Source organism: Pengzhenrongella frigida (assembly GCF_004168625.1).
Lineage (GTDB): Bacteria > Actinomycetota > Actinomycetes > Actinomycetales > Cellulomonadaceae > Pengzhenrongella > Pengzhenrongella frigida.
This window is the reverse complement of sequence record NZ_SDWW01000027.1, coordinates 17,539-35,612: the sequence shown is the minus strand read 5'-3', so window position 1 is coordinate 35,612 and position 18,074 is coordinate 17,539. Positions and strand designations below refer to the sequence as shown.

Below are 18,074 nucleotides of genomic sequence, written 5' to 3'. Positions count from 1 at the left end.
GCGTTTCACAGAGCAGGCCGTTCGCGACGAAGGGCATTCCATGCGCGTCTTGGTTGACGGTGACCGCGGGTACATCGGTGCGGTCCTCGTGCCGTACCTCCAGCGGGCCGGGCACGAGATCGTCGGGTTCGACGTCGGGTGGTACGACGGGTGCGACTTCGGCGCCCAGCCCGCGGGGTACGAGCAGCGCACCGGTGACATCCGCGACGTGCGAGCGGCCGACCTGGAGGGCTTCGACGCCGTCGTGCATCTCGCCGCGATCTCGAACGACCCGATCGGCCACCTCAACCCGGAGGCGACCTACGCGGTCAATGCGGCCGGCGCGGTGCACATGGCCCGCGCTGCCAAGGAGGCCGGGGTGGGGCGGTTCCTGTTCTCCTCCTCCTGCTCGCTGTACGGCGCGGGGGGCAACGGCGCGGTGGCCGAGGATGGCGCGTTCCATCCGGTCACGCCCTACGGCGAGAGCAAGGTCCGGGCCGAGACGGGGATCGCGGCGCTCGCGGACGACAGGTTCAGCCCCACCTACCTGCGCAACGCGACCGCGTACGGGTCCTCACCGCGCCTGCGCGCGGACATCGTGGTGAACAACCTCACCGGTGCCGCGTTCACTCGGGGGGACGTCCGGCTGCAGTCCGACGGCAGGTCGTGGCGGCCGCTCGTGCACGTCGAGGACATCGCGCGAGCGTTCCTCGCGGTCCTCGAGGCGCCGCGGGACGTCGTGCACGACCAGGCGTTCAACGTCGGGCGCGACGAGGACGTGGTGCAGGTCCGCACGATCGCCGAGCAGGTCAGCGAGATCACGGGCGCCCCGGTGTCGTTCGCCGCCGACGCCGGACCGGACACCCGCAACTACCAGGTGGACTTCACCAAGATCCGCACGCAGCTGCCCGCGTTCGAGCCCCGCTGGACGATCCCGGACGGCGTGCGTGAGATCTGGGCCCACGCCGGTGAGCGCGGCCTGACGTCGGACGACTTCGAGGGGGCGAGATTCGTGCGGCTGGAGAAGATCAAACAGCTCGGCGCGTCCGGGCGGCTCGACATGGCGAGCCTGCGGATGACGGGGGAACCGTCATGAGCCTGCCGACCTGCCGCCTGTGCGGGGCACCGCTGACGCGCACGTTCGTCGACCTCGGCATGTCGCCACCGTGCGAGAGCTACCTGTCGGCCGAGCAGCTCGACCAGGGCGAGACGTTCTACCCGCTGCACGTGCGGGTGTGCACCGAGTGCCTCCTCGTCCAGCTCCCCACCTACATCGCGGCCGAGGACATCTTCAGCGACTACGCCTACTTCTCCTCCTACTCGGACTCGTGGGTCGCGCATGCCGCCACCTTCGTCGACAAGGCAGTCGAGGGGCTGGGCCCGGACGCCTTCGTCGTCGAGATCGCGAGCAACGACGGCTACCTGCTGCAGCACGTCACGGCCCGGGGGATCCGGTGCCTCGGCGTCGAGCCGGCGAGAAACGTCGCGCAGGCGGCGATCGCCAAGGGGATCCCGACGCAGGTCGACTTCCTGGGCGAGGAGACGGGACGACGGATCGCCGCTGAGCACGGCCGCGCCGACCTCGTGGTGGCGAACAACGTGTTCGCCCACGTCCCGGACATCGTGGACTTCGCCAAGGGGTTGCGCGCCCTCGTGGCCGACGACGGCCGGGTGAGCATCGAGGTCCCGCACCTGCTGCGCCTGATCGAGGGCAACGAGTACGACACGATCTACCACGAGCACTTCTCCTACCTCTCGCTGCTCACGACCCAGCGCGTCCTGGCCGCCGCCGGGCTCACCGTGGTGGACGTCGAGGAGCTCAAGAGTCACGGTGGTTCGCTGCGGACCTGGTCCGTGCCCAGCGAGCGGGCCCAGGCGCCCGGTCCCGACGTGGCCCGGGTGCTCGCTGAGGAGGCCGCCGCCGGGCTGGACACCGTCGAGGGGCATGACGGCTTCGCGGCGCAGGTGGCGAAGGTACGGAACGACTTCGTGTCCTTCCTCGTGGACTGCTCGCGCGACGGCAAGACCGTCGTCGGCTACGGCGCTCCGGGCAAGGGCAACACCCTGCTCAACCATTGCGGGGTCCGGGCGGACCTCATGCGGTTCACGGTGGATCGCAGCCCGCACAAGCAGGGCCTGTACCTGCCGGGGACGCACATCCCCATCTACCCGGTCGAGGCGATCGCCGAGGCCAAGCCCGACATCGTCGTCATCATGCCGTGGAACCTGCGGACCGAGATCGCCGCCCAGCTCGACTTCGTCACCGGGTGGGGCGGCCAGCTGGTGGTCGCCCTGCCGGGCCTCGAGGTCCTCGAGCCCGGTGGCTGACGTCCCGGCGCCCAGCACCCCGGTCTCGAGCTGGCGGTGCTGCTGGTGCCGGGCCCAGGCAGGCACGATCGTCCTCGACCTCGGTGACCAGCCGGCCGCGGACGACTTCCCCGCAGCGAACGCGCCGACCCCGGACAGGACGTTCGGCCTGCGCATGGTGATGTGCGCCGCATGCCATCTCGCGCAGATCGAGGACGACCCGACGTCGGCGCAGGAGCCGCGGGGGGTCGAGCCGGAAGCGCTCGTGCGGCAGGGGCTGGACGCCGTCGGGCACCTCGCGGACGCCGGGATCGCGCGCCCGGGCGGGCGCGTCCTCGAGTTCGCGAGCCCGCACGGGGGGAGCTGGCTCGGCCCGCTGGCCGAGCGCGGCCTGCACCCCGTGGGCGGCGGACCGGCGGACCTGGTGGTCGACTCGTTCGGGATGATGCACGACGCCGACCAACGGGCGGCGCTCGCGGCCCGCGCGGCGTGCCTCGCCGAGGGTGGCGCACTGGCGCTCCACTACCACTCGCTCGCGACGATCCTGCGGACGGGTGCGTGGAACGCCCTGCGGCACGGGCACGTCGCCTACTACTCGACGCCCGCGCTGGTGGCGATGGCACGAGAGCTGGGGCTCGTCGCGGTCGCGGCCCGGGAGTACCCCCTGTACGGGGGCACGGTCATGCTGGTCCTCGCCGCGGCCGGCGCGAGTGGGGCTCGTGAGCACCCCGACGTCACCGCACTGGTCGCCAAGGAGATCGCGGACGGGGTCACCGACCCCCGACGGGTCGCCACGTTGGGTTCCGACCTCCTCGAGTCGGTCGCGGCAATCCGGGCCTATCTGCGCGGCGTCTCGAGGGCGGGGCTGACGGTCGCCGGCTACGGCGCGGCGTCGCGGACGGCGGCCCTGCTCCAGTGCGCGGGCGTGGGTCGCCAGGACCTGTCCGCGGTCGCGGACGCGTCGTCGGCGAAGCAGGGCCGGATGCTGCCGGTCAGCCGAGTCCCGATCGTGGGCCCGACCGAGCTCGTCGCGCTGCGGCCCGACCGGGTCCTGCTGTTCGTGCCCGATCTCCTGCCGGAGGTGCGCGCGGCCCTGCCCGAGATCGAGGCGAGCGGCGGACGATGGGTCGTCCTCGACCCCATGCCACGTGAGGTCCAACCGGTCACCTGACTGTGAGGGTTGTGCCTGCGGACCCGATCGGTCAGTGGGTGCCGTCTGCTCCGGCGGCGGGATCGGCGAGGTAGTCGGCCCACGACCGGCCGCTCCGGTCGCGCTCGCTCATCAGGGTCACGGGGTCCGGCCAGGGCGCCGCCAGGTCCGGGTCCGCGTAGTCGACCGTCACGTCCTCGGTGGGGTCATGGGGTGCGTCGATCCGGTAGACGACGTCCGTGACCGGCGTCAGCGCCTGGAACCCGTGCAGGAAGCCCCGCGGGATGTACAGCTGGGTCCCGGTCTCGTCGTCGAGCACGAACGTCGCGACCCTCCCGAACGTCGCCGAGCCGGGGCGCGCGTCGACGACGACGTCGAGCACCGCGCCGTGCGCGCACCGGACGAGCTTGGCCTCGCCGCCGCCCGAGCGCCCGTGCAGGCCCCGCACGACTCCCCGGAACGAGCGGGACTGGCTCTCCTGGACGAAGTCCGCCGGGTCGATGCCGGCGTGCGCCAGGACCTCGACGTCCAAGGTCCTGGAGAAGTAGCCCCGCGCATCGCGGTGGAACTCCTGGCGCAGCTCGATGAGCCCGGCGACGCCCGTGTCGATGATCTCCATGCCGGTCACGGTAGCCGGGCGCCGGCCCGCGGGTGGGTGGAATCCCGGCGGGTGAAGTCTGGGCGTCCCCCCACCTGCGGGGGGGACAAACCGCAACACTGTGACCCAAGCCTGGCGTTGGGATCACAAGGGGGACGCGCGCATGGCAGCACTCATCGACGACGAGTCGCGCGACGCGGCGGTCGGCGCGACCTGCTACTCGCGGTCGGCGCAGATGCAGCGACGGCTGCACGAGATCATCCCCGGGGGCGCGCACACCTACGCGCGCGGCTCGGACCAGTATCCCGAGGGGATGGCGCCCGTCCTGGTGCGTGGTCACGGTGCCCGGGTGCAGGACGTCGACGGCAACTGGTTCGTCGAGTACGGCATGGGACTGCGCTCGGTCACGCTCGGTCACGGCTTCGAGCCGGTCGTCGAGGCCGTGTGCCAGGCGGCGCGGGGGGGCGTGAGCTTCACCCGGCCGAGCGTCCGGGAGCTGGACGCGGCCGAACGGTTCCTGCGGACGGTGCCCGGAGCGGATATGGTGAAGTTCGCCAAGAACGGGTCGGACGCGACCACCGCGGCGCTGCGGCTCGCCCGCGCCGCCACGGGACGGGAGCTCGTCGCGATCTGCGGCTCCCAGCCGTTCTTCTCGACCGACGACTGGTTCATCGGCACCACCGCGATGCCCGCCGGTATCCCGGCCTCGCATCGCGACCTGACGGTCTCGTTCCGCTACAACGACCTCGACTCGGTCCGTGAGCTGATCGCCACCTGGCCGGGACGCATCGCCGCGCTCGTGCTCGAGCCGGCCACCGCGACGGCGGAGCCGGCCCCCGGCTTCCTGGAGGGCCTGCGCGAGCTCGCCGATCGGGACGGCTTCGTGCTGGTGTTCGACGAGATGATCACCGGGATGCGCTGGGCGCCGGGCGGTGGCCAGGCCGTCTACGGAGTGCGTCCGGACCTGTCCACGTGGGGCAAGGCCCTCGGCAACGGCTTCGCGGTCTCCGCACTGGCGGGGCGTCGTGAGCTGATGGAGCTCGGGGGACTGGCGACCGACGACCCGCGGACCTTCCTGCTCTCGACCACGCACGGGCCGGAGACCACGGGCCTGGCCGCCTACCTCGCGGTGGCGGACGCCTACGACGACCGCGACGTCGTCGGGATCATGGAGGTGCAGGGTGCCAAGCTGGCCGCCGGGGTCCAGGAGGCCGCCCGCGAGGCAGGAGTCGCCGAGCACGTGACGGTCACCGGGCGGCCCTCCTGCCTGGTGTTCGGCACGAGGGACCCGGCGGGTGACCCGTCGCAGGCCTTCCGCGCACTGTTCCTTCAGGAGCTGCTTCGCGGCGGGGTGCTCGGGCAGTCGTTCATCGTCTCGGCCGCCCACACGGACGACGATCTCGCCGTCACGATCGAGGCCGTCCGGCAGGCGTGCCGGATCTACGCGAAGGCGCTGGCCGCGGGCACCACCGACGGATTCCTGCGCGGGCGCCCGGTCGCGCCGGCGCTTCGCCCCCTGGCCGCACCCCGGCGCCTACCCGATCTCGGCGCTCCGAACGAGGACGTGCACACATGAAGGTGGTCTTGTTCTGCGGGGGGCTCGGCATGCGGATGCGCTCCGGCCCCGAGTCGCTGCCCAAGCCGATGATGCCGATCGGCGCACGCCCGGTGCTCTGGCACATCATGCGGTACTACGCGTTCTTCGGTCATACGGAGTTCATCCTCTGCCTCGGGTACGGGGCGAACGCCGTCAAGGACTACTTCCTCGACTACCGCGAGACCCACTCGAACGACTTCGTCTTCTCCCGCGGCGGCGACCAGATCGACCTGATGTCGAGCGACATCAGTGACTGGCGCATCACCTTCGCGGACACCGGGATGGACACCGCGATCGGCGAGCGGTTGCGCAGGGTCCGCCAGTACCTCGACGGCGACGAGGTCTTTCTCGCCAACTACGGCGACGTGCTCACCGATGCACCCATGAACGACATCATCGATGACTTCCTGCCCACCGACGCCGTCGGCAGCCTGCTCGCCGTCAACCCGCAGGACTCCTTCCACGTGGTGGGGATCGACCCCGCCGGGAACCTGACCGGCATCGAACCGGTCGCGGGCATGGAGATGCGGATCAACGGCGGCTACTTCGTGCTGCGGCAGGGCATCTTCGACTACCTGGACGAGGGCGAGGACCTCGTGATGGACGCCTGTGTGCGCGCAGCCAAGGACGGGAAGTTCCGAGCCGTGCGCTACGACGGCTTCTGGGCGCCGATGGACACCCTGAAGGAACGCTCACAGCTCGAAGAGCTGAACCGCATCGGCAAGCGTCCGTGGGCGGTCTGGGACGGGCACGACGGCGAAGGGAAGGTCCCGGTCGAGGTGCCGGAGCTCTCGGTCCCCGCCGTGGTCCCGCCCCGACGAGGCCTTCCGTGACGCTGGCGGAGCGCCGGGTGAGCTCGCCGGTGACGCTCCCGACGTGGCTGGACCGGCGCCGCGGTCGCGCGGAGCGACCGATGACCGTCGCGCTGTTCGGGCAGTTCGGCGTCCGGAACTTCGGCAACGAGGCGAGCCTGCGCGCCGCGCTCGACGTCCTGCGCCGCCGCCCGGGGCTCGAGTTCGTCGCGGTCTGCGACACGCCCTCCCGCGTCGCGGACGAGCACGAGGTGCCGGCGACCCCGATCTGTCCGGCCGGGGTGGCCCGGACCGGAACCCTCCGCCGGGTGCTGGGCAAGGTCCAGGACGCGCGGTGGACGTTTCACACGGTGGCGGCCGTCGACGTCGTCGTCGTCCCCGGGACGGGGATCTTCGAGGACCTGTGGATCAGTCCGGGCGGCATCCCGCTCTCGCTGTTCTGGCTCTCCCTCGCCGTACGGGTGCTGCACCGCCCGTTCCTCGTCCTGAGCGTGGGCGCCGATCCCCCCGCGGACCGGGTCAGCCGGTTCCTGATGGCGACCACCTTGCGTGCTGCGACGTACCTGACCGTCCGGGACGAGCACTCCCTGCGCGCCGTCGCCTCGGTGGTCGGCGGTCGGCGGGTGCTCGTGCGACCGGACCTCGTCTTCGGCCTCCCCCTCGCGTCCGGGGCCGGGTCGGGCGACCCCCGAGGTGTCGTCGTCGGGGTGATGGACTACTTCGGCATGGACGGGGATCGTGACCGCGGCGACGCCGACCGGCGGGCCTACGTCGACGAGGTGGCGGACCTGATCGCCCGGCTGCACGCAGCCGCGCTGCCGGTGACGCTCGTGGCCGGCGCGGCACCCGATCGCTCGATCGTGGCGGAGCTCGTGGCGCGGGTCGCGCCGCAGGGCTGCCCCGACTGGCTCGAGGTCCCGCACGTGGAGAGCCTCGACGACGTCGAGGCGGCCATGAGCTCGGCGGCCGTCGTCGTCGCGTCGCGGTACCACAACCTCGTGGCCGCCTTTCGGCAGGGGGTCCCGGCGATCTCGCTGGGCTACGGCACCAAGCAGCAGCAGCTCATGGAGTGCTTCGGGATGGGCGCGTACCACCAGCCGATCTCGGGCTTCGACGCCGGGTCGGTGATGGCGCAGGTCGAGTCCGTCCTCGTCGAGCGACCTCGGTGGGCGGATCTGATCGCGACGACGCTCCACCGGCTCCGCGAGGAGCTCGCCGAGCAGGACCAGGACCTCGCGGACCTGATCGACGAGCGGCAGGCGGTGGACGGCCGGTGATGGGCCTGGGTCTGCCCCCCGGGCCGCTCCGCGTCGTGTGCCTGGCGGCGCACCCCGACGATGTCGAGATCGCCTGCGGCGGGACGATCCTCGAGCTCATGGCGCGCCCCGACAGTCAGCTGTCCTGGCTGACGTTGACCGGATCTCCGGAGCGCGAGGCCGAGGCACGCGAGGCTGCGGCCGCGTTCTCGCCGGGGTCGACGTCCACCTTCGTCGGCCTGCCCGACGGCCGCCTGCCCGCACGGTGGGCCGAGGTCCAGGACGCGATGCACGGGTTCGCCAAGGACACCCCCGTGCCCGACCTCGTGCTCGCGCCCTCGAAGGACGATGCGCACCAGGACCACCGCCTGATCGGCTCGCTGGCGTCGACGGTGTGGCGCGACTCGCTCGTGCTGCACTACGAGATCCCCAAGTGGGACGGCGACCTCGGCCGGCCCAACGTGTACCTGCCCGTGTCGGAGGAGAACGCCCGGCGCAAGGTGCGGCACCTGGACGAGTGCTACCCCTCGCAGCGGGACCGCGACTGGTGGGACGAGGAGCTCTTCCTCGGCCTGATGAGGGTCCGCGGGGTCGAGTGCCGGTCGCGTTACGCGGAGGCGTTCGTGGTGTCGAAGTCCGTGCTGCGGATCGGGGCGGGGGCATGACGGCGGAGCTCAGCTTTGGGATCCCGGTCTTCGACGGGGAGAAGTACCTTCCGGCCGCGCTCGCCTCCGTGCAGCAGCAGGACCTCGAGAACATCGAGATCGTGATCTCCGACAACGGCTCCACCGACGCGACGGAGGAGATCTGCCGCGAGGCCGCCCGCACGGACGCGCGGATCCGCTATCTCCGGAGCCCGGTCAACCACGGCGGGGCGTGGAACTACACGAGGGTGGCGCAATGCTCGACGTCGCCCGTCTTCTCCTGGATGGCCGCCGACGACATCAAGCGGCCGTCATTCGCGTCGTCGTGCGTGGCGGCCCTGGCCGAGGCCGACGCGACCGTGGTGATGGCCTGCCCGCGCACCCAGCTGATCGACGGCGACGGAGCGGTGTTCGAGGACCTCCATGACGGGTCGATGGGCCTGGACGCCGCCCGGCCGCACGAGCGGGTCCGCAACCTGTTGAGGTCTCAGGCCTCCCACGTCGTGTACGGCGCCATCCGGGCGTCGGCGCTGCGCCGCACCCGGGGGGTCCGACCCGTCATCGGGGACGACATGGTGCTGCTGACCGAGCTGTTCTGCCAGGGCCGCATGGTGCTCGTGGACGACCGGTCGTTCTGGCAGCGCCGGCACGAGGAGCAGTTCTCCGCGCAGGGGGAGGGGCAGGTGAAGTGGTACGCGCCCGACTCGAGCGTGCGCCTGGCGTTCCCGCAGACCCGCCTGAACATCGAGCTGTACCGGGCGGTCACCGCGTCGTCGCTCCCCGCGGTCGAGAAGGTGCGGTGCTGGGCGCAGATCGCGCCCTACTGGGCCCTCCCGCGGTGGCACGGGATGGCGCGGGACGTGCTGACCGCGGTGGGCCCGGTCCGCTCCTGACGGCATCCCGTACGAGCGGTCGGCCGACGTCGTCGGTCAGACGATGCCGCCGTCAGACGATCGCGCCAAGCACCGCGCCGAGCCGCGATCGGGCCGCCCGCCAGTCGTTCGCCTCGGCGTGCGCACGGCACCGCGCCTGCGTCCGCTCGAGGAGCCCCTGGTCGTCGGCGAAGGCCGCGAGCACGTCCGCCAGCGCGGCCGCGTCGCCGGGCGGGACGCGGACCCCGGCGTCGCCGAGCGCCTCGGGGATGCCACCGATGTCGGAGCCGACGACGGCCGCACCGGCGGCCATCCCCTCGAGCACCGTCAGCGCGAACGGCTCCTGCCAGACCGACGGGACGACCACGACGTCGGCCTGCTGCAGCAGGCGGACGACCTCGGCGCGGGGGACGAACGACACCGCGGTCGCGTGGTCGCCGAGCTGGGCCAGCCGACGTCGCACGTCGAGCTCGTAGGGAGACAGGGCGTCGTTCGCGGCGAAGCCGCGCCCGCCGACCAGGGTGAGGTGGAGATCGGACCGCCCGAGCAGCCGCACCGCCTCGATGAGCACGTCCGCGCCCTTGTCCGGGATCATCCGGCCGACGTAGACCACCCGGAGCAGGTCGCCGCGGCGAGCCGCGGCCGGACGCGCGAAGGCCGCCGCGTCGACCCCGTTGAGCACCACCCTGACCCGGCCGCGCAGCGACGGGGTCAGGTACCGGGAGGTCTGGTCGGCGAGGGCCTGGCTGACGCACACGATCGCGGCGGCGGGGCCCAGCGTGCGGGCGATCTCGCGGCGTCCGTACGTGCGCAGCAGGAGGTTGTGCGCGTACAGCACGGGGGTGTGGCGCCGTGCATCGACGAGTGGGATCGCCTGCACGGCATTGTGGGCGAGCACGACGGCGGGGTCCCAGTCGTCCTGCTGCGTGACGGCCGCAGCGAACTCGTGGCGGGCCATGACCCGAGGCAGGCGCAGGCGGGGCAGGCCCGCGTCGACGTACCGGTCGAAGCGGTGCGTCCGGGCGCGGTCGTACTCGATGACGTCCGCGCTGTCGTACCGGTCGGGGTACGTCCCGCGGGCGACGAGCACAGCCGGTCGGCGGGCGCCGGCGGGTGTCGCCCGCGACAGCCCGTCGACCACGGTCGGGATCGCGCTGCCGGTGCGCGGTGAGAAGTGGTCCCCCGGGGTGATGACGTGGACCAGACCGTGGTGCACGATGGGCCCCCTTCGGCGTGCAGTTGACGCCGATCCTAGTGAGCAGCCTCGGCAAAGGTGGCGGATGTGGACGCTCTCGACGGGCAGAAACCCCAGCGGCGCAACCGCAGCCTCGCGATCGCGCTGGCGGTGGGGATCGTGGTGGTCCTGGGCGGAGGCCTCGTCGCCTCGAGGCTCAGCCCCCCCGAGCAGGACCTGTCGATCCCGCCCGGTGCGGACCCGGCACCCGACCTGCAGCCGCCGGCCGCGGCGGCCGGGTCCCCGGCGGCCGCCGTCGGGCCGCCGTTCGTCACGGCCGTGAGCGAGAACGGTCGGTACTTCGTCGACCAGTACGGCCAGCCCGTCGCCGTCCGGGGCGACTCGCCGTGGTCCCTGATGACGGATCTGGCGCCGGGCGAGGTCGAGACCTACCTGGCGAACCGCGCCGACCACGGCGTCAACTCCCTGATCGTGTCGCTGATCGGGGCGGTCGCGAACGGTGGTCCGGCAGACGACGGATCGACCTTCGACGGCATCGCGCCGTTCGTCGACGGCGACCTCGTGACGTGGAACGAGGCGTACTTCGATCGCGCGCACGACTACCTCCAGATGGCCGCCGACCGGGGGATGACCGTGTTCCTCTACCCGATCGACGGCTGGACCGTCGACCACGCCGTCGTCCCCGAGTCGATCGGTCAGTGCGCCGAGTACGGCCAGAAGGTCGGCGAGCGGTTCGCCGACCTGGCCAACCTCGTGTGGATGACGGGCGGGGACTACTTCCCGATCACGAACGAACCCGCCGACGGCAGCGACGTCGACCACTGCTTCGACGCGATGCTCCGGGGGATCCGCGCGGCCGGGAGCACGGCTCCCTTCTCGATCCAGCTCGGGTACGAGAAGTCGGTCTCCACCGACAACCCCTACTGGGCGCGTCGTGTCGACTGGAACTTCGCCTACAGCTACTACCCGACCTACCGCGCCGTGCTGGACGCGTACGGCTGGTCCCCGGCGGTCCCGGCCGTCTTCGGGGAGGGGAACTTTGAGCGCGAGAACAACCAGGCGGACTCGCCGCCCACGACCAACGAGACGCTCCGGCGCCAGGTGCTGTGGGCACTCACCTCGGGGGCGGCCGGTGAGTTCTACGGGAGCGACGACTGGGAGTTCCAGGACGGCTGGGCGGGCCGGCTGGACACCGACGCCGTCCGGCAGATCTCGGACCTTCGGGACCTGTTCGCGGGCCTGCGCTGGTGGGACCTGGTCCCGGACGAGGACAGTGCCCTGGTGACCGCGGGCCGGGGCGAGCAGGTCCGGGACGACACCCCGATGGATGTCCTGGACAGCGACTACGTCACCGCCGCCCGCACCCCGGACGGGACGCTCGCCGTCGTCTACGTGCCCACCGCGCGCACGATCACCCTCGACCTCGGCCGGCTGGACCCGGCGGTCTCGGCGACCTGGATCGATCCGGCGAGCGGTACGGCCCACCCGGTGGCGGTGGCGTCGTCGCTCCGACCGCCCGGGACCAACGACGACGGCGACGAGGACTGGCTCCTGCTGCTCTCCACCTCGCAAGTGCCGGGGTGAAAAACCCCCGACTTGCCCGTATCGCCGTCCGCGATCCGGACAATGAGGGCATGCAGCGGACCCTCACCTCGGCATCGGTAGTCATCGCGACCTACAACCGTCCGGACCATGTGCGCACCTGCCTCGAGCACCTGCTGCGACAGACGCAGGTCCCCGAGGCGATCCTCGTCGTGGACGCCTCGCCCGGCGCGGACACCCGCGCCGTGGTCGAGGAGTTCGACGGCGTGCGGTACCTGCGGAACGACCTGGGCGCCGGGTCCACCGCCACCTCCCGGGCGATCGGGGTCGCCGAGGTCACGAGCGACGTCGTGGCGTTCCTCGACGACGACGCGTACGCGGCACCGACCTGGCTCGCCGAGCTGACCCGCCGCTACGCGGACCCCCGCGTGGGGGCCGTCGGCGGGCGCGCCCTGAACGGCCAGCCCGGCGAGGAGGTCGACGGTGCGGACACGATCGGGCTGCTGCGCGCCGACGGGACGCTCACGGGCTTCTTCGCGGCGGACCCCGGGGCCGACGTCGACGTCGATCACATGCTCGGCGCGAACATGTCGGTGCGGCGCGGGGCGGTCCTCGAGGTGGGCGGGATCCACGACCACTACCCGGGGACCTGCCTGCGCGAGGAGACGGACATCGCCCTGCGGCTGCGCCTGGCCGGCTACCGGATCGTGTTCACGCCGGACGCCGTCGTGGTGCACGTCGCGGGGCCCTACGCCAAGGGTCGGCGGTTCGACCTGAGGTACTCCTACTACGCGCAGCGGAACCACGTCGTGCTGCTCGCCCGCACGGTGGGGGTTCGCGACGTGAGATTTCGCCGGTACCTGGTCGTCGCCGGGCGGGCCGCCGGCGGCGAGCTGGGCTATGCCGCGCGGGCGCTCGGCAGGCGGCACCGGCAGGAGGACGGGTCGATCGTCCGGGGAGTCGGCAACGGCGTGGCCCGGTTCTTCGTCACCCTCGGGGGAGTGGCCGGAGGCCTGGGGGCGACGACGCGGATCACCCTCGCCGAGGGGCCGCTGCGTCGACCCGAGGTCGTGGCGGAGGTGCCGTCGGCGTCCTGACCTCGGACGGTGATCGGCGAACGGCAGCGACCAGACCCGAGATCAGTCCCGCGACCAGTCCCGCGGTCTCGGGTCCGATGCGCACGAGGGTCGCCGGGGCACGCAGGCGCTGGTGGACCGTGGGTGAGACGCCGGGGCTGGACGGCCGACCGACGAGGGTGCGGACGACGGCGAGGACGAGGTCGAGGTCGTCCCGCACCGTCGTGACGACGATGCGGCGGACCACGGGTGCCCGCGGGCCGAAGGCGCGGACCAGCGCCACGACGTGGTCGCGGCGCGCCCGGTAGCAGCGGCGGTGGTCGAACCGCTCGTTCCCCGCTCGGGACGGCGGTGCCGGCTGTGCCACGACGGCGTGGGGGGTGAACACGAGCCGGCCACCGGCGGCACGCAGCCGCAACGAGAGGTCCGCACCCTCGCACGAGCCGCTCCAGGGGGCGTTCCCGAGGAGGCCGCCGATCGAGCGCAGGTCGCTGCGACGGAACGACATGCTGGCGCTCGACAGGTGGTCGACCACGACGGCCCGTCCGGGGTCCGCCCCGAAGTTCCCGGTCAGGTGGCCGTTCGGCAGGAGGCGGCCGATCTGGCCCAGCCCCGCCGACCGTTCCCCGGCAAGGTCGTGGTCGACCCGCCCCCCGACCCCCACGACGGCCGGGTCGTCGTACGGGGCGACGAGCTCGTCGAGCCAGGCCGGGTCGACCAGGGCGTCGTCGTCCAGGAAGGCCACGACGTCCCCGACCGCCGCGGCGAAGCCGATCTGCCGGGCCCCGGTCCCCGGGCCGACGTCGCTGCGGAGGTAGGTCACGGTGGGGAAGTGATCGTCCACCAGTCCTGCGGTGCGGTCGTCGGGGGAGGAGTCGACGACGATCACCTGGGCCGGTGGGGTGTGCAGGCGGGACACGTGGTCGAGGCAGGGCCCGAGGTGCTGCGGCCGGGCGTGCGTGCTGATGACGACGGTCACCGACGGGGGCTGGCCGCCCGGGGTCACGGCTGGCCTCCAGGCGGCTCGGCGACGGTCACCAGGCGGAACGGGTCGAACCGGCGGAACGGCGAGGTCAGCGCGGTCGTCCGCGGGTAGCGGGCGCGCCTGACCCAGCGGCGGTAGACCACGGGCCGGGTGTAGTCCTCGGCGTGCCCGGACCACGCGAACTTCCTGCGCATCGTCTCGTCCGGGCGTACCCAGCTGAAGTGCAGCACGGCCTCGGCGGGCTCGACCACTTCGTGGACGACCGCCGCGCGGGGGTGGAACGGGTCCGTGTTCCAGGGCCGCAGGTCCACGCGGTACAGGGTGGCGTCGGCCTGGCGGCAGAACCGGAGGGTCGTGCCGGACCTGACCGCGAGCGGGCCGGGATAGGTCGCCGACGGGCGCCCGAAGCGGGTGCTCGCCTCCAGGTACCTGCCGGGGCCCACGCGTGCGTACAGCCACCGCGCGGGGTAGTCGAGCGCCGCGGCGCCCGCGTCCTCGCCGTGCTGGAGCGACCGGAAGAAGGCCCCGGGGTCCAGCATCACCTCGTCGGTGTCCAGCTGGAGCACCCAGTCGGCGTCCTGCGCCGCCTCGTCGAGCGCCGTCTGCCGCTGGTAGGTCTCATCCACCAGCGGTTCACCACCGCGTGCGTAGTGGCCGGCGGAGAAGACGCACTTGCCGTCGACGTCGAGCGACCGGATGATGCCGAGGCACTCCTCGACCGGCAGCGCGGTTCCCCGCCAGGACGTCGAGTCCCGGTCGAAGGAGACGACGATCCGTGCGACACGGTCGTAGTAGGCCCTGATGCTCTCGGCCAGGAAGCTCGGGTCGGCGGCCAGCACGTACGCGTTGACCCGCATCAGATCACGTCTGCGAACTCGCGCTCGAGGTGCTGGAAGACCAGGGTGCCGCCGAGGAACACGAGGAGGGCGACGACGACGGACCCGGCGATCTGCCAGGGCGCGGGGGCGGGCAGCCCGAGCAGCGAGAACCGGAACTCCTCGAGGTACCAGGTCAGCGGGTTGAGGTTGTACAGCGCGTGGAGGCGCTCCGGGACGGCGTCCAGCGAGTAGGCCACCGGCGAGGCGAAGAACAGGATCTGCAGGGCCCACGGCAGCACGTAGGCGACGTCGCGATACTTCACCATCACCGCGGAGGCGGCGAGCCCGATCCCCGCACCCAGGAGCACCATCAGGAGCACCCACACGGGCAGGAGCAGGATCGGCCACCCGGGGTTGATCGCGTAGACGACCAGGAGCCCGATGCCCAGGCCGAGCGCCACGACGAAGTCGATGAGCACGGCCATGCTGCTCGACAGCGGAACGAGCATGCGGGGGAAGAAGACCTTCGAGATCAGCGCCTGGTTGCCGACCAGTGACGGCGCCGACCGCCCGACGATCCCGTTGAACAGGTTCCACGCGAGCATGCCGACGTAGCTGAAGATGAAGTAGGGGATCCCGGCGCTCGGCAGGTTGGCGACCTGACCGAAGACGATCGAGAAGATCCCTGCGGCGGCGAGGGGTTGCAGCAGCACCCAGGCCACGCCGACCGCCGTCTGCCGGTAGCGGAGCACCACGTCTCGCAGCCCGAAGCGGTAGAGGACCTCGCGGGCCTCCCACAGCTCGCGCGGCGCCGGCAGCGAGAAGCGGGCGGGCGGTGTGATGACGATGCGGGTCATGGCGTCACTCGCTCTCGTAGCCGAAGTCGGCGAGAACGAGCCCGTTGCCGGTCGCCTCGTCGCCCGCGAGCTCCGGGTAGGGGTTGTGCGGGAGCACCTCGAAGGCTGCCGCCCCCTCCCAGGCGTCCAGGACACCGGTCTTGCAGACGAAGACGTCCACGGTGTACCGACCCGGCTTGAGCCACGGGGTGCGCATCGTCAGCCGGACCGTGTGCTCGCGCGAGGCGTCGAACCAGCCGCCGACGAGCCGGGAGTCGCACTGAGCGATGACGCTGCCGTTGAGATCGTTGATGTGGCACGAGACGAAGTACTGACCGACGAGGTCGGGGGCCTTACCGAGGTGGATGACGACGCTCTTCTCGGCGTGGGGCTCGAACTGGTCCTCGCCCATCTCGACCGCGAGGGCACGGAGCTCGCCGGAACCGGGCCGCCGATCGGGGTCCTGCTGCTCGAGTGCGAACTTCTCGAAGCTGGACCGGTACAGCTCCAGCGCCTTGGGCACGTCGCCGTGGTACGCGAGCCGCCCGCGGTCCAGGTAGATGGCAGACGTGCACAGGGCGGTGACGGTCTGGACCTGGTGGCTCACGAACAGGACGGTGCGTCCGTCGGTGGCCACGTCGCGCAGCTTCGCCAGCGACTTGGCCTGGAACTCGGCGTCGCCCACCGCGAGCACCTCGTCGATGGCGAGGATCTCCGTGTCCAGGTGGGCGGCGACCGCGAACGCCAGCCGGACGTACATGCCGGACGAGTACCGCTTGACGGGGGTGTCGAGGAACTTGCCGACGCCCGAGAAGTCCACGATCTCCCCGAAGCGGCGCTGGATCTCCTTGCGGCCCATCCCCAGGAGTGCGCCGTTGAGGAAGATGTTCTCCCGCCCGGTCAGCTCCGGGTGGAACCCCGTCCCGACCTCGAGAAGGCTGCCGATCCGTCCGGCGAGCTCGACCCGCCCACGGGTCGGTGCGGTGATCCGGGTGAGCACCTTCAGGAGCGTCGACTTCCCGGCGCCGTTGCGGCCGATGATCCCGACGGCCTCCCCCCAGGGGATCTCGAAGGTGAGATCCTCGAGCGCGTCGAAGGACTCGTACGCGTTGCGCCGGACGGGATTGCGCATCCGCTTCACCATCGCTTCGACGGCGGTGGTGGGCCGGTCGCCGGACAGGGCGATCCGATAGCTCTTGCCCAGGCCCGAGGCCACGATCGCAGATGCGGCGGATGCGCTCACCGCTGAACCGTAGCCGCAGGTCCCGGTGGGCAGATGCCCTCTTGCGGGTGAATCGTCCGGCTCCGGGCGAGGCCCGTCAGATCCGGTCCAGGACCTCGCGCCAGATGGCGGCGTGGCCGGCGGCGCTCGCCTCCCAGGTGAACCCGGCCGCGCGGGCCCGTCCGCGGGCCACCCGCTCCTCGACGTCGCCGTCCCGCCGCAGCGCGTGCACGAGCCCGTCGGCCAGCGCCGGGCCGTCCGGCTCGACGAGGATGCCGGCGTCGCCGCACACCTCGGGCAACGAGGACCGGTCGGCCGCCACCACGGGTACCCGGCACGCCATGGCCTCGAGGGCGGGTAGCCCGAAGCCCTCGTAGAGGGACGGCACGACCACGGCGCGGGCGCCGGCGATCAGGCCCGGGACCATCGCGGCCGGGACGCGCCCGACCAGGACCGTGCCGGCCAGGGCGCCGAACAGGGTGTTGCGTCGCTCGGACGGTGGACCGCTGAGCACCAGCGAGATCCCCGGGTAGCTGCTGCGGACCAGCGGCCACGCGGCGGCGAGCCCGTCGAGGTTCTTCCGGATCGAGGACCCGCCGGCGTGCAGGACGTAGGGCCCCGTCACGCCGAGCCCCTCGAGCTGCGCCGAGGAGAGCGGGGGAGCGTCGAAGAACCGGCCGTCGACACCGTTGTGCACGACGTGGACGTGGTCGAGCCCCAGCCGCTCGGCGACGTCGTCGGCGGCGAACTGCGAGACCGAGACGACGGCCGCGGCCCGGCGCGTCTCCTGCGCCGCGAACGGCTCCGGCGCCGACTCGTCGGGGAACCGCCACGCCACGGTGTCATGCACGGTGACGATCTCCGGCACCCGCGCCGGCGGCAGCGACAGCCCCATGCGGTGCACCACGTCGGCCCCCGGGTACATCACGGCGCCGACCGCGCGTCGCGCGCCCGACGGCGCCTCGCGCAGGACCCAGTGGGGCAGGCGCACCGTGCCGGCGAGCGGGGAACGCAGCGACCGCGCCACCGTCCGGTGCACCGTGATGCCGGGGCCCAGGGCAGCCGGCGCCCGAGCGGCGACCTCCTCCTCGTACACCTGCTGCCCCATCGGCTGGCCGACGACGAGCGTCGCGATGGTCAGCCGTCTGGTCACGAGGTCTCCACTTCGCACGGGTTGTCACGGGC

At 72.2% G+C, this 18,074-nt stretch carries 17 protein-coding genes; 10 read left to right on the top strand and 7 right to left on the bottom strand.

Annotated features, from left to right (window positions below; genetic code table 11):
• Positions 1–40: 40 nt before the first annotated feature.
• The 3 genes from EUA98_RS11970 to EUA98_RS11960 are packed head-to-tail and all read left to right on the top strand — an operon-like array spanning position 41 to position 3,457.
• The gene (locus EUA98_RS11970; protein ID WP_130102921.1) at positions 41–1,075 is read left to right on the top strand and encodes an NAD-dependent epimerase/dehydratase family protein; all 1,035 of its coding nucleotides are present in this window, start codon (positions 41–43) and stop codon (positions 1,073–1,075) included.
• Positions 1,072–2,307: a class I SAM-dependent methyltransferase gene (locus EUA98_RS11965; RefSeq protein WP_207219072.1), complete on the top strand. Its 1,236-nt coding sequence runs from the start codon at positions 1,072–1,074 to the stop codon at positions 2,305–2,307. The genes EUA98_RS11970 and EUA98_RS11965 overlap by 4 nt, the downstream gene beginning before the upstream one ends.
• Complete coding sequence (locus EUA98_RS11960) at positions 2,300–3,457, top strand: transferase (RefSeq protein ID WP_130102920.1); 1,158 nt, start codon at positions 2,300–2,302, stop codon at positions 3,455–3,457. Before EUA98_RS11965 ends, EUA98_RS11960 begins: the two co-directional genes overlap by 8 nt.
• A gap of 31 nt (positions 3,458–3,488) precedes the next feature.
• On the opposite strand, the gene EUA98_RS11955 is transcribed toward EUA98_RS11960, so the two are convergent.
• The gene (locus tag EUA98_RS11955; protein WP_130102919.1) at positions 3,489–4,055 is read right to left on the bottom strand and encodes a dTDP-4-dehydrorhamnose 3,5-epimerase family protein; all 567 of its coding nucleotides are present in this window, start codon (positions 4,053–4,055) and stop codon (positions 3,489–3,491) included.
• 142 nt (positions 4,056–4,197) lie between these two features.
• Here EUA98_RS11955 and EUA98_RS11950 point away from each other — a divergent pair, with 142 nt between their 5' ends.
• The 5 genes from EUA98_RS11950 to EUA98_RS11930 are packed head-to-tail and all read left to right on the top strand — an operon-like array spanning position 4,198 to position 9,236.
• A complete protein-coding gene (locus tag EUA98_RS11950; RefSeq protein ID WP_130102918.1) occupies positions 4,198–5,610 on the top strand; it encodes a glutamate-1-semialdehyde 2,1-aminomutase in 1,413 nt (470 codons plus the stop codon).
• The gene (locus EUA98_RS11945) at positions 5,607–6,464 is read left to right on the top strand and encodes a glycosyltransferase family protein (RefSeq protein WP_207219071.1); all 858 of its coding nucleotides are present in this window, start codon (positions 5,607–5,609) and stop codon (positions 6,462–6,464) included. Before EUA98_RS11950 ends, EUA98_RS11945 begins: the two co-directional genes overlap by 4 nt.
• The gene (locus EUA98_RS11940) at positions 6,461–7,720 is read left to right on the top strand and encodes a polysaccharide pyruvyl transferase family protein (RefSeq protein ID WP_130102917.1); all 1,260 of its coding nucleotides are present in this window, start codon (positions 6,461–6,463) and stop codon (positions 7,718–7,720) included. The genes EUA98_RS11945 and EUA98_RS11940 overlap by 4 nt, the downstream gene beginning before the upstream one ends.
• Positions 7,720–8,364 carry a PIG-L deacetylase family protein gene (locus EUA98_RS11935; RefSeq protein ID WP_130102916.1) on the top strand — a complete coding sequence of 215 codons (645 nt, stop codon included), beginning with the start codon at positions 7,720–7,722 and terminating at the stop codon, positions 8,362–8,364. The genes EUA98_RS11940 and EUA98_RS11935 overlap by 1 nt, the downstream gene beginning before the upstream one ends.
• Positions 8,361–9,236 (top strand): glycosyltransferase family 2 protein, encoded by an 876-nt coding sequence (locus EUA98_RS11930; RefSeq protein WP_130102915.1) that lies wholly within the window; start codon positions 8,361–8,363, stop codon positions 9,234–9,236. Before EUA98_RS11935 ends, EUA98_RS11930 begins: the two co-directional genes overlap by 4 nt.
• Positions 9,237–9,288: 52 nt before the next feature.
• Here the strand turns inward: EUA98_RS11930 and EUA98_RS11925 are convergent, their stop codons facing one another.
• Positions 9,289–10,431: a glycosyltransferase family 4 protein gene (locus EUA98_RS11925; protein WP_130102914.1), complete on the bottom strand. Its 1,143-nt coding sequence runs from the start codon at positions 10,429–10,431 to the stop codon at positions 9,289–9,291.
• 66 nt (positions 10,432–10,497) lie between these two features.
• Between EUA98_RS11925 and EUA98_RS11920 the strand changes: the two genes are divergently transcribed.
• Together EUA98_RS11920 and EUA98_RS11915 are read left to right on the top strand one after the other, a co-directional pair.
• Positions 10,498–11,994 carry an apiosidase-like domain-containing protein gene (locus tag EUA98_RS11920; RefSeq protein ID WP_165372815.1) on the top strand — a complete coding sequence of 499 codons (1,497 nt, stop codon included), beginning with the start codon at positions 10,498–10,500 and terminating at the stop codon, positions 11,992–11,994.
• Between the two features lie 50 nt (positions 11,995–12,044).
• Positions 12,045–13,049: a glycosyltransferase family 2 protein gene (locus EUA98_RS11915; RefSeq protein ID WP_130102912.1), complete on the top strand. Its 1,005-nt coding sequence runs from the start codon at positions 12,045–12,047 to the stop codon at positions 13,047–13,049.
• On the opposite strand, the gene EUA98_RS11910 is transcribed toward EUA98_RS11915, so the two are convergent.
• The 5 genes from EUA98_RS11910 to EUA98_RS11895 all read right to left on the bottom strand — a co-directional run bounded on the left by EUA98_RS11910 (position 12,985) and on the right by EUA98_RS11895 (position 18,042).
• The gene (locus tag EUA98_RS11910) at positions 12,985–14,034 is read right to left on the bottom strand and encodes a glycosyltransferase family 2 protein (protein ID WP_165372814.1); all 1,050 of its coding nucleotides are present in this window, start codon (positions 14,032–14,034) and stop codon (positions 12,985–12,987) included. The genes EUA98_RS11915 and EUA98_RS11910 overlap by 65 nt on opposite strands.
• Positions 14,031–14,870 carry a hypothetical protein gene (locus EUA98_RS19765; protein ID WP_165372813.1) on the bottom strand — a complete coding sequence of 280 codons (840 nt, stop codon included), beginning with the start codon at positions 14,868–14,870 and terminating at the stop codon, positions 14,031–14,033. The genes EUA98_RS11910 and EUA98_RS19765 overlap by 4 nt, the downstream gene beginning before the upstream one ends.
• A complete protein-coding gene (locus EUA98_RS11905) occupies positions 14,870–15,688 on the bottom strand; it encodes an ABC transporter permease (protein ID WP_130102910.1) in 819 nt (272 codons plus the stop codon). Before EUA98_RS11905 ends, EUA98_RS19765 begins: the two co-directional genes overlap by 1 nt.
• A 4-nt stretch (positions 15,689–15,692) precedes the next feature.
• The gene (locus EUA98_RS11900; RefSeq protein WP_130102909.1) at positions 15,693–16,910 is read right to left on the bottom strand and encodes an ABC transporter ATP-binding protein; all 1,218 of its coding nucleotides are present in this window, start codon (positions 16,908–16,910) and stop codon (positions 15,693–15,695) included.
• Positions 16,911–16,986: 76 nt separating this feature from the next.
• Positions 16,987–18,042: a glycosyltransferase family 4 protein gene (locus tag EUA98_RS11895; RefSeq protein WP_242511433.1), complete on the bottom strand. Its 1,056-nt coding sequence runs from the start codon at positions 18,040–18,042 to the stop codon at positions 16,987–16,989.
• Positions 18,043–18,074 lie beyond the last annotated feature (32 nt).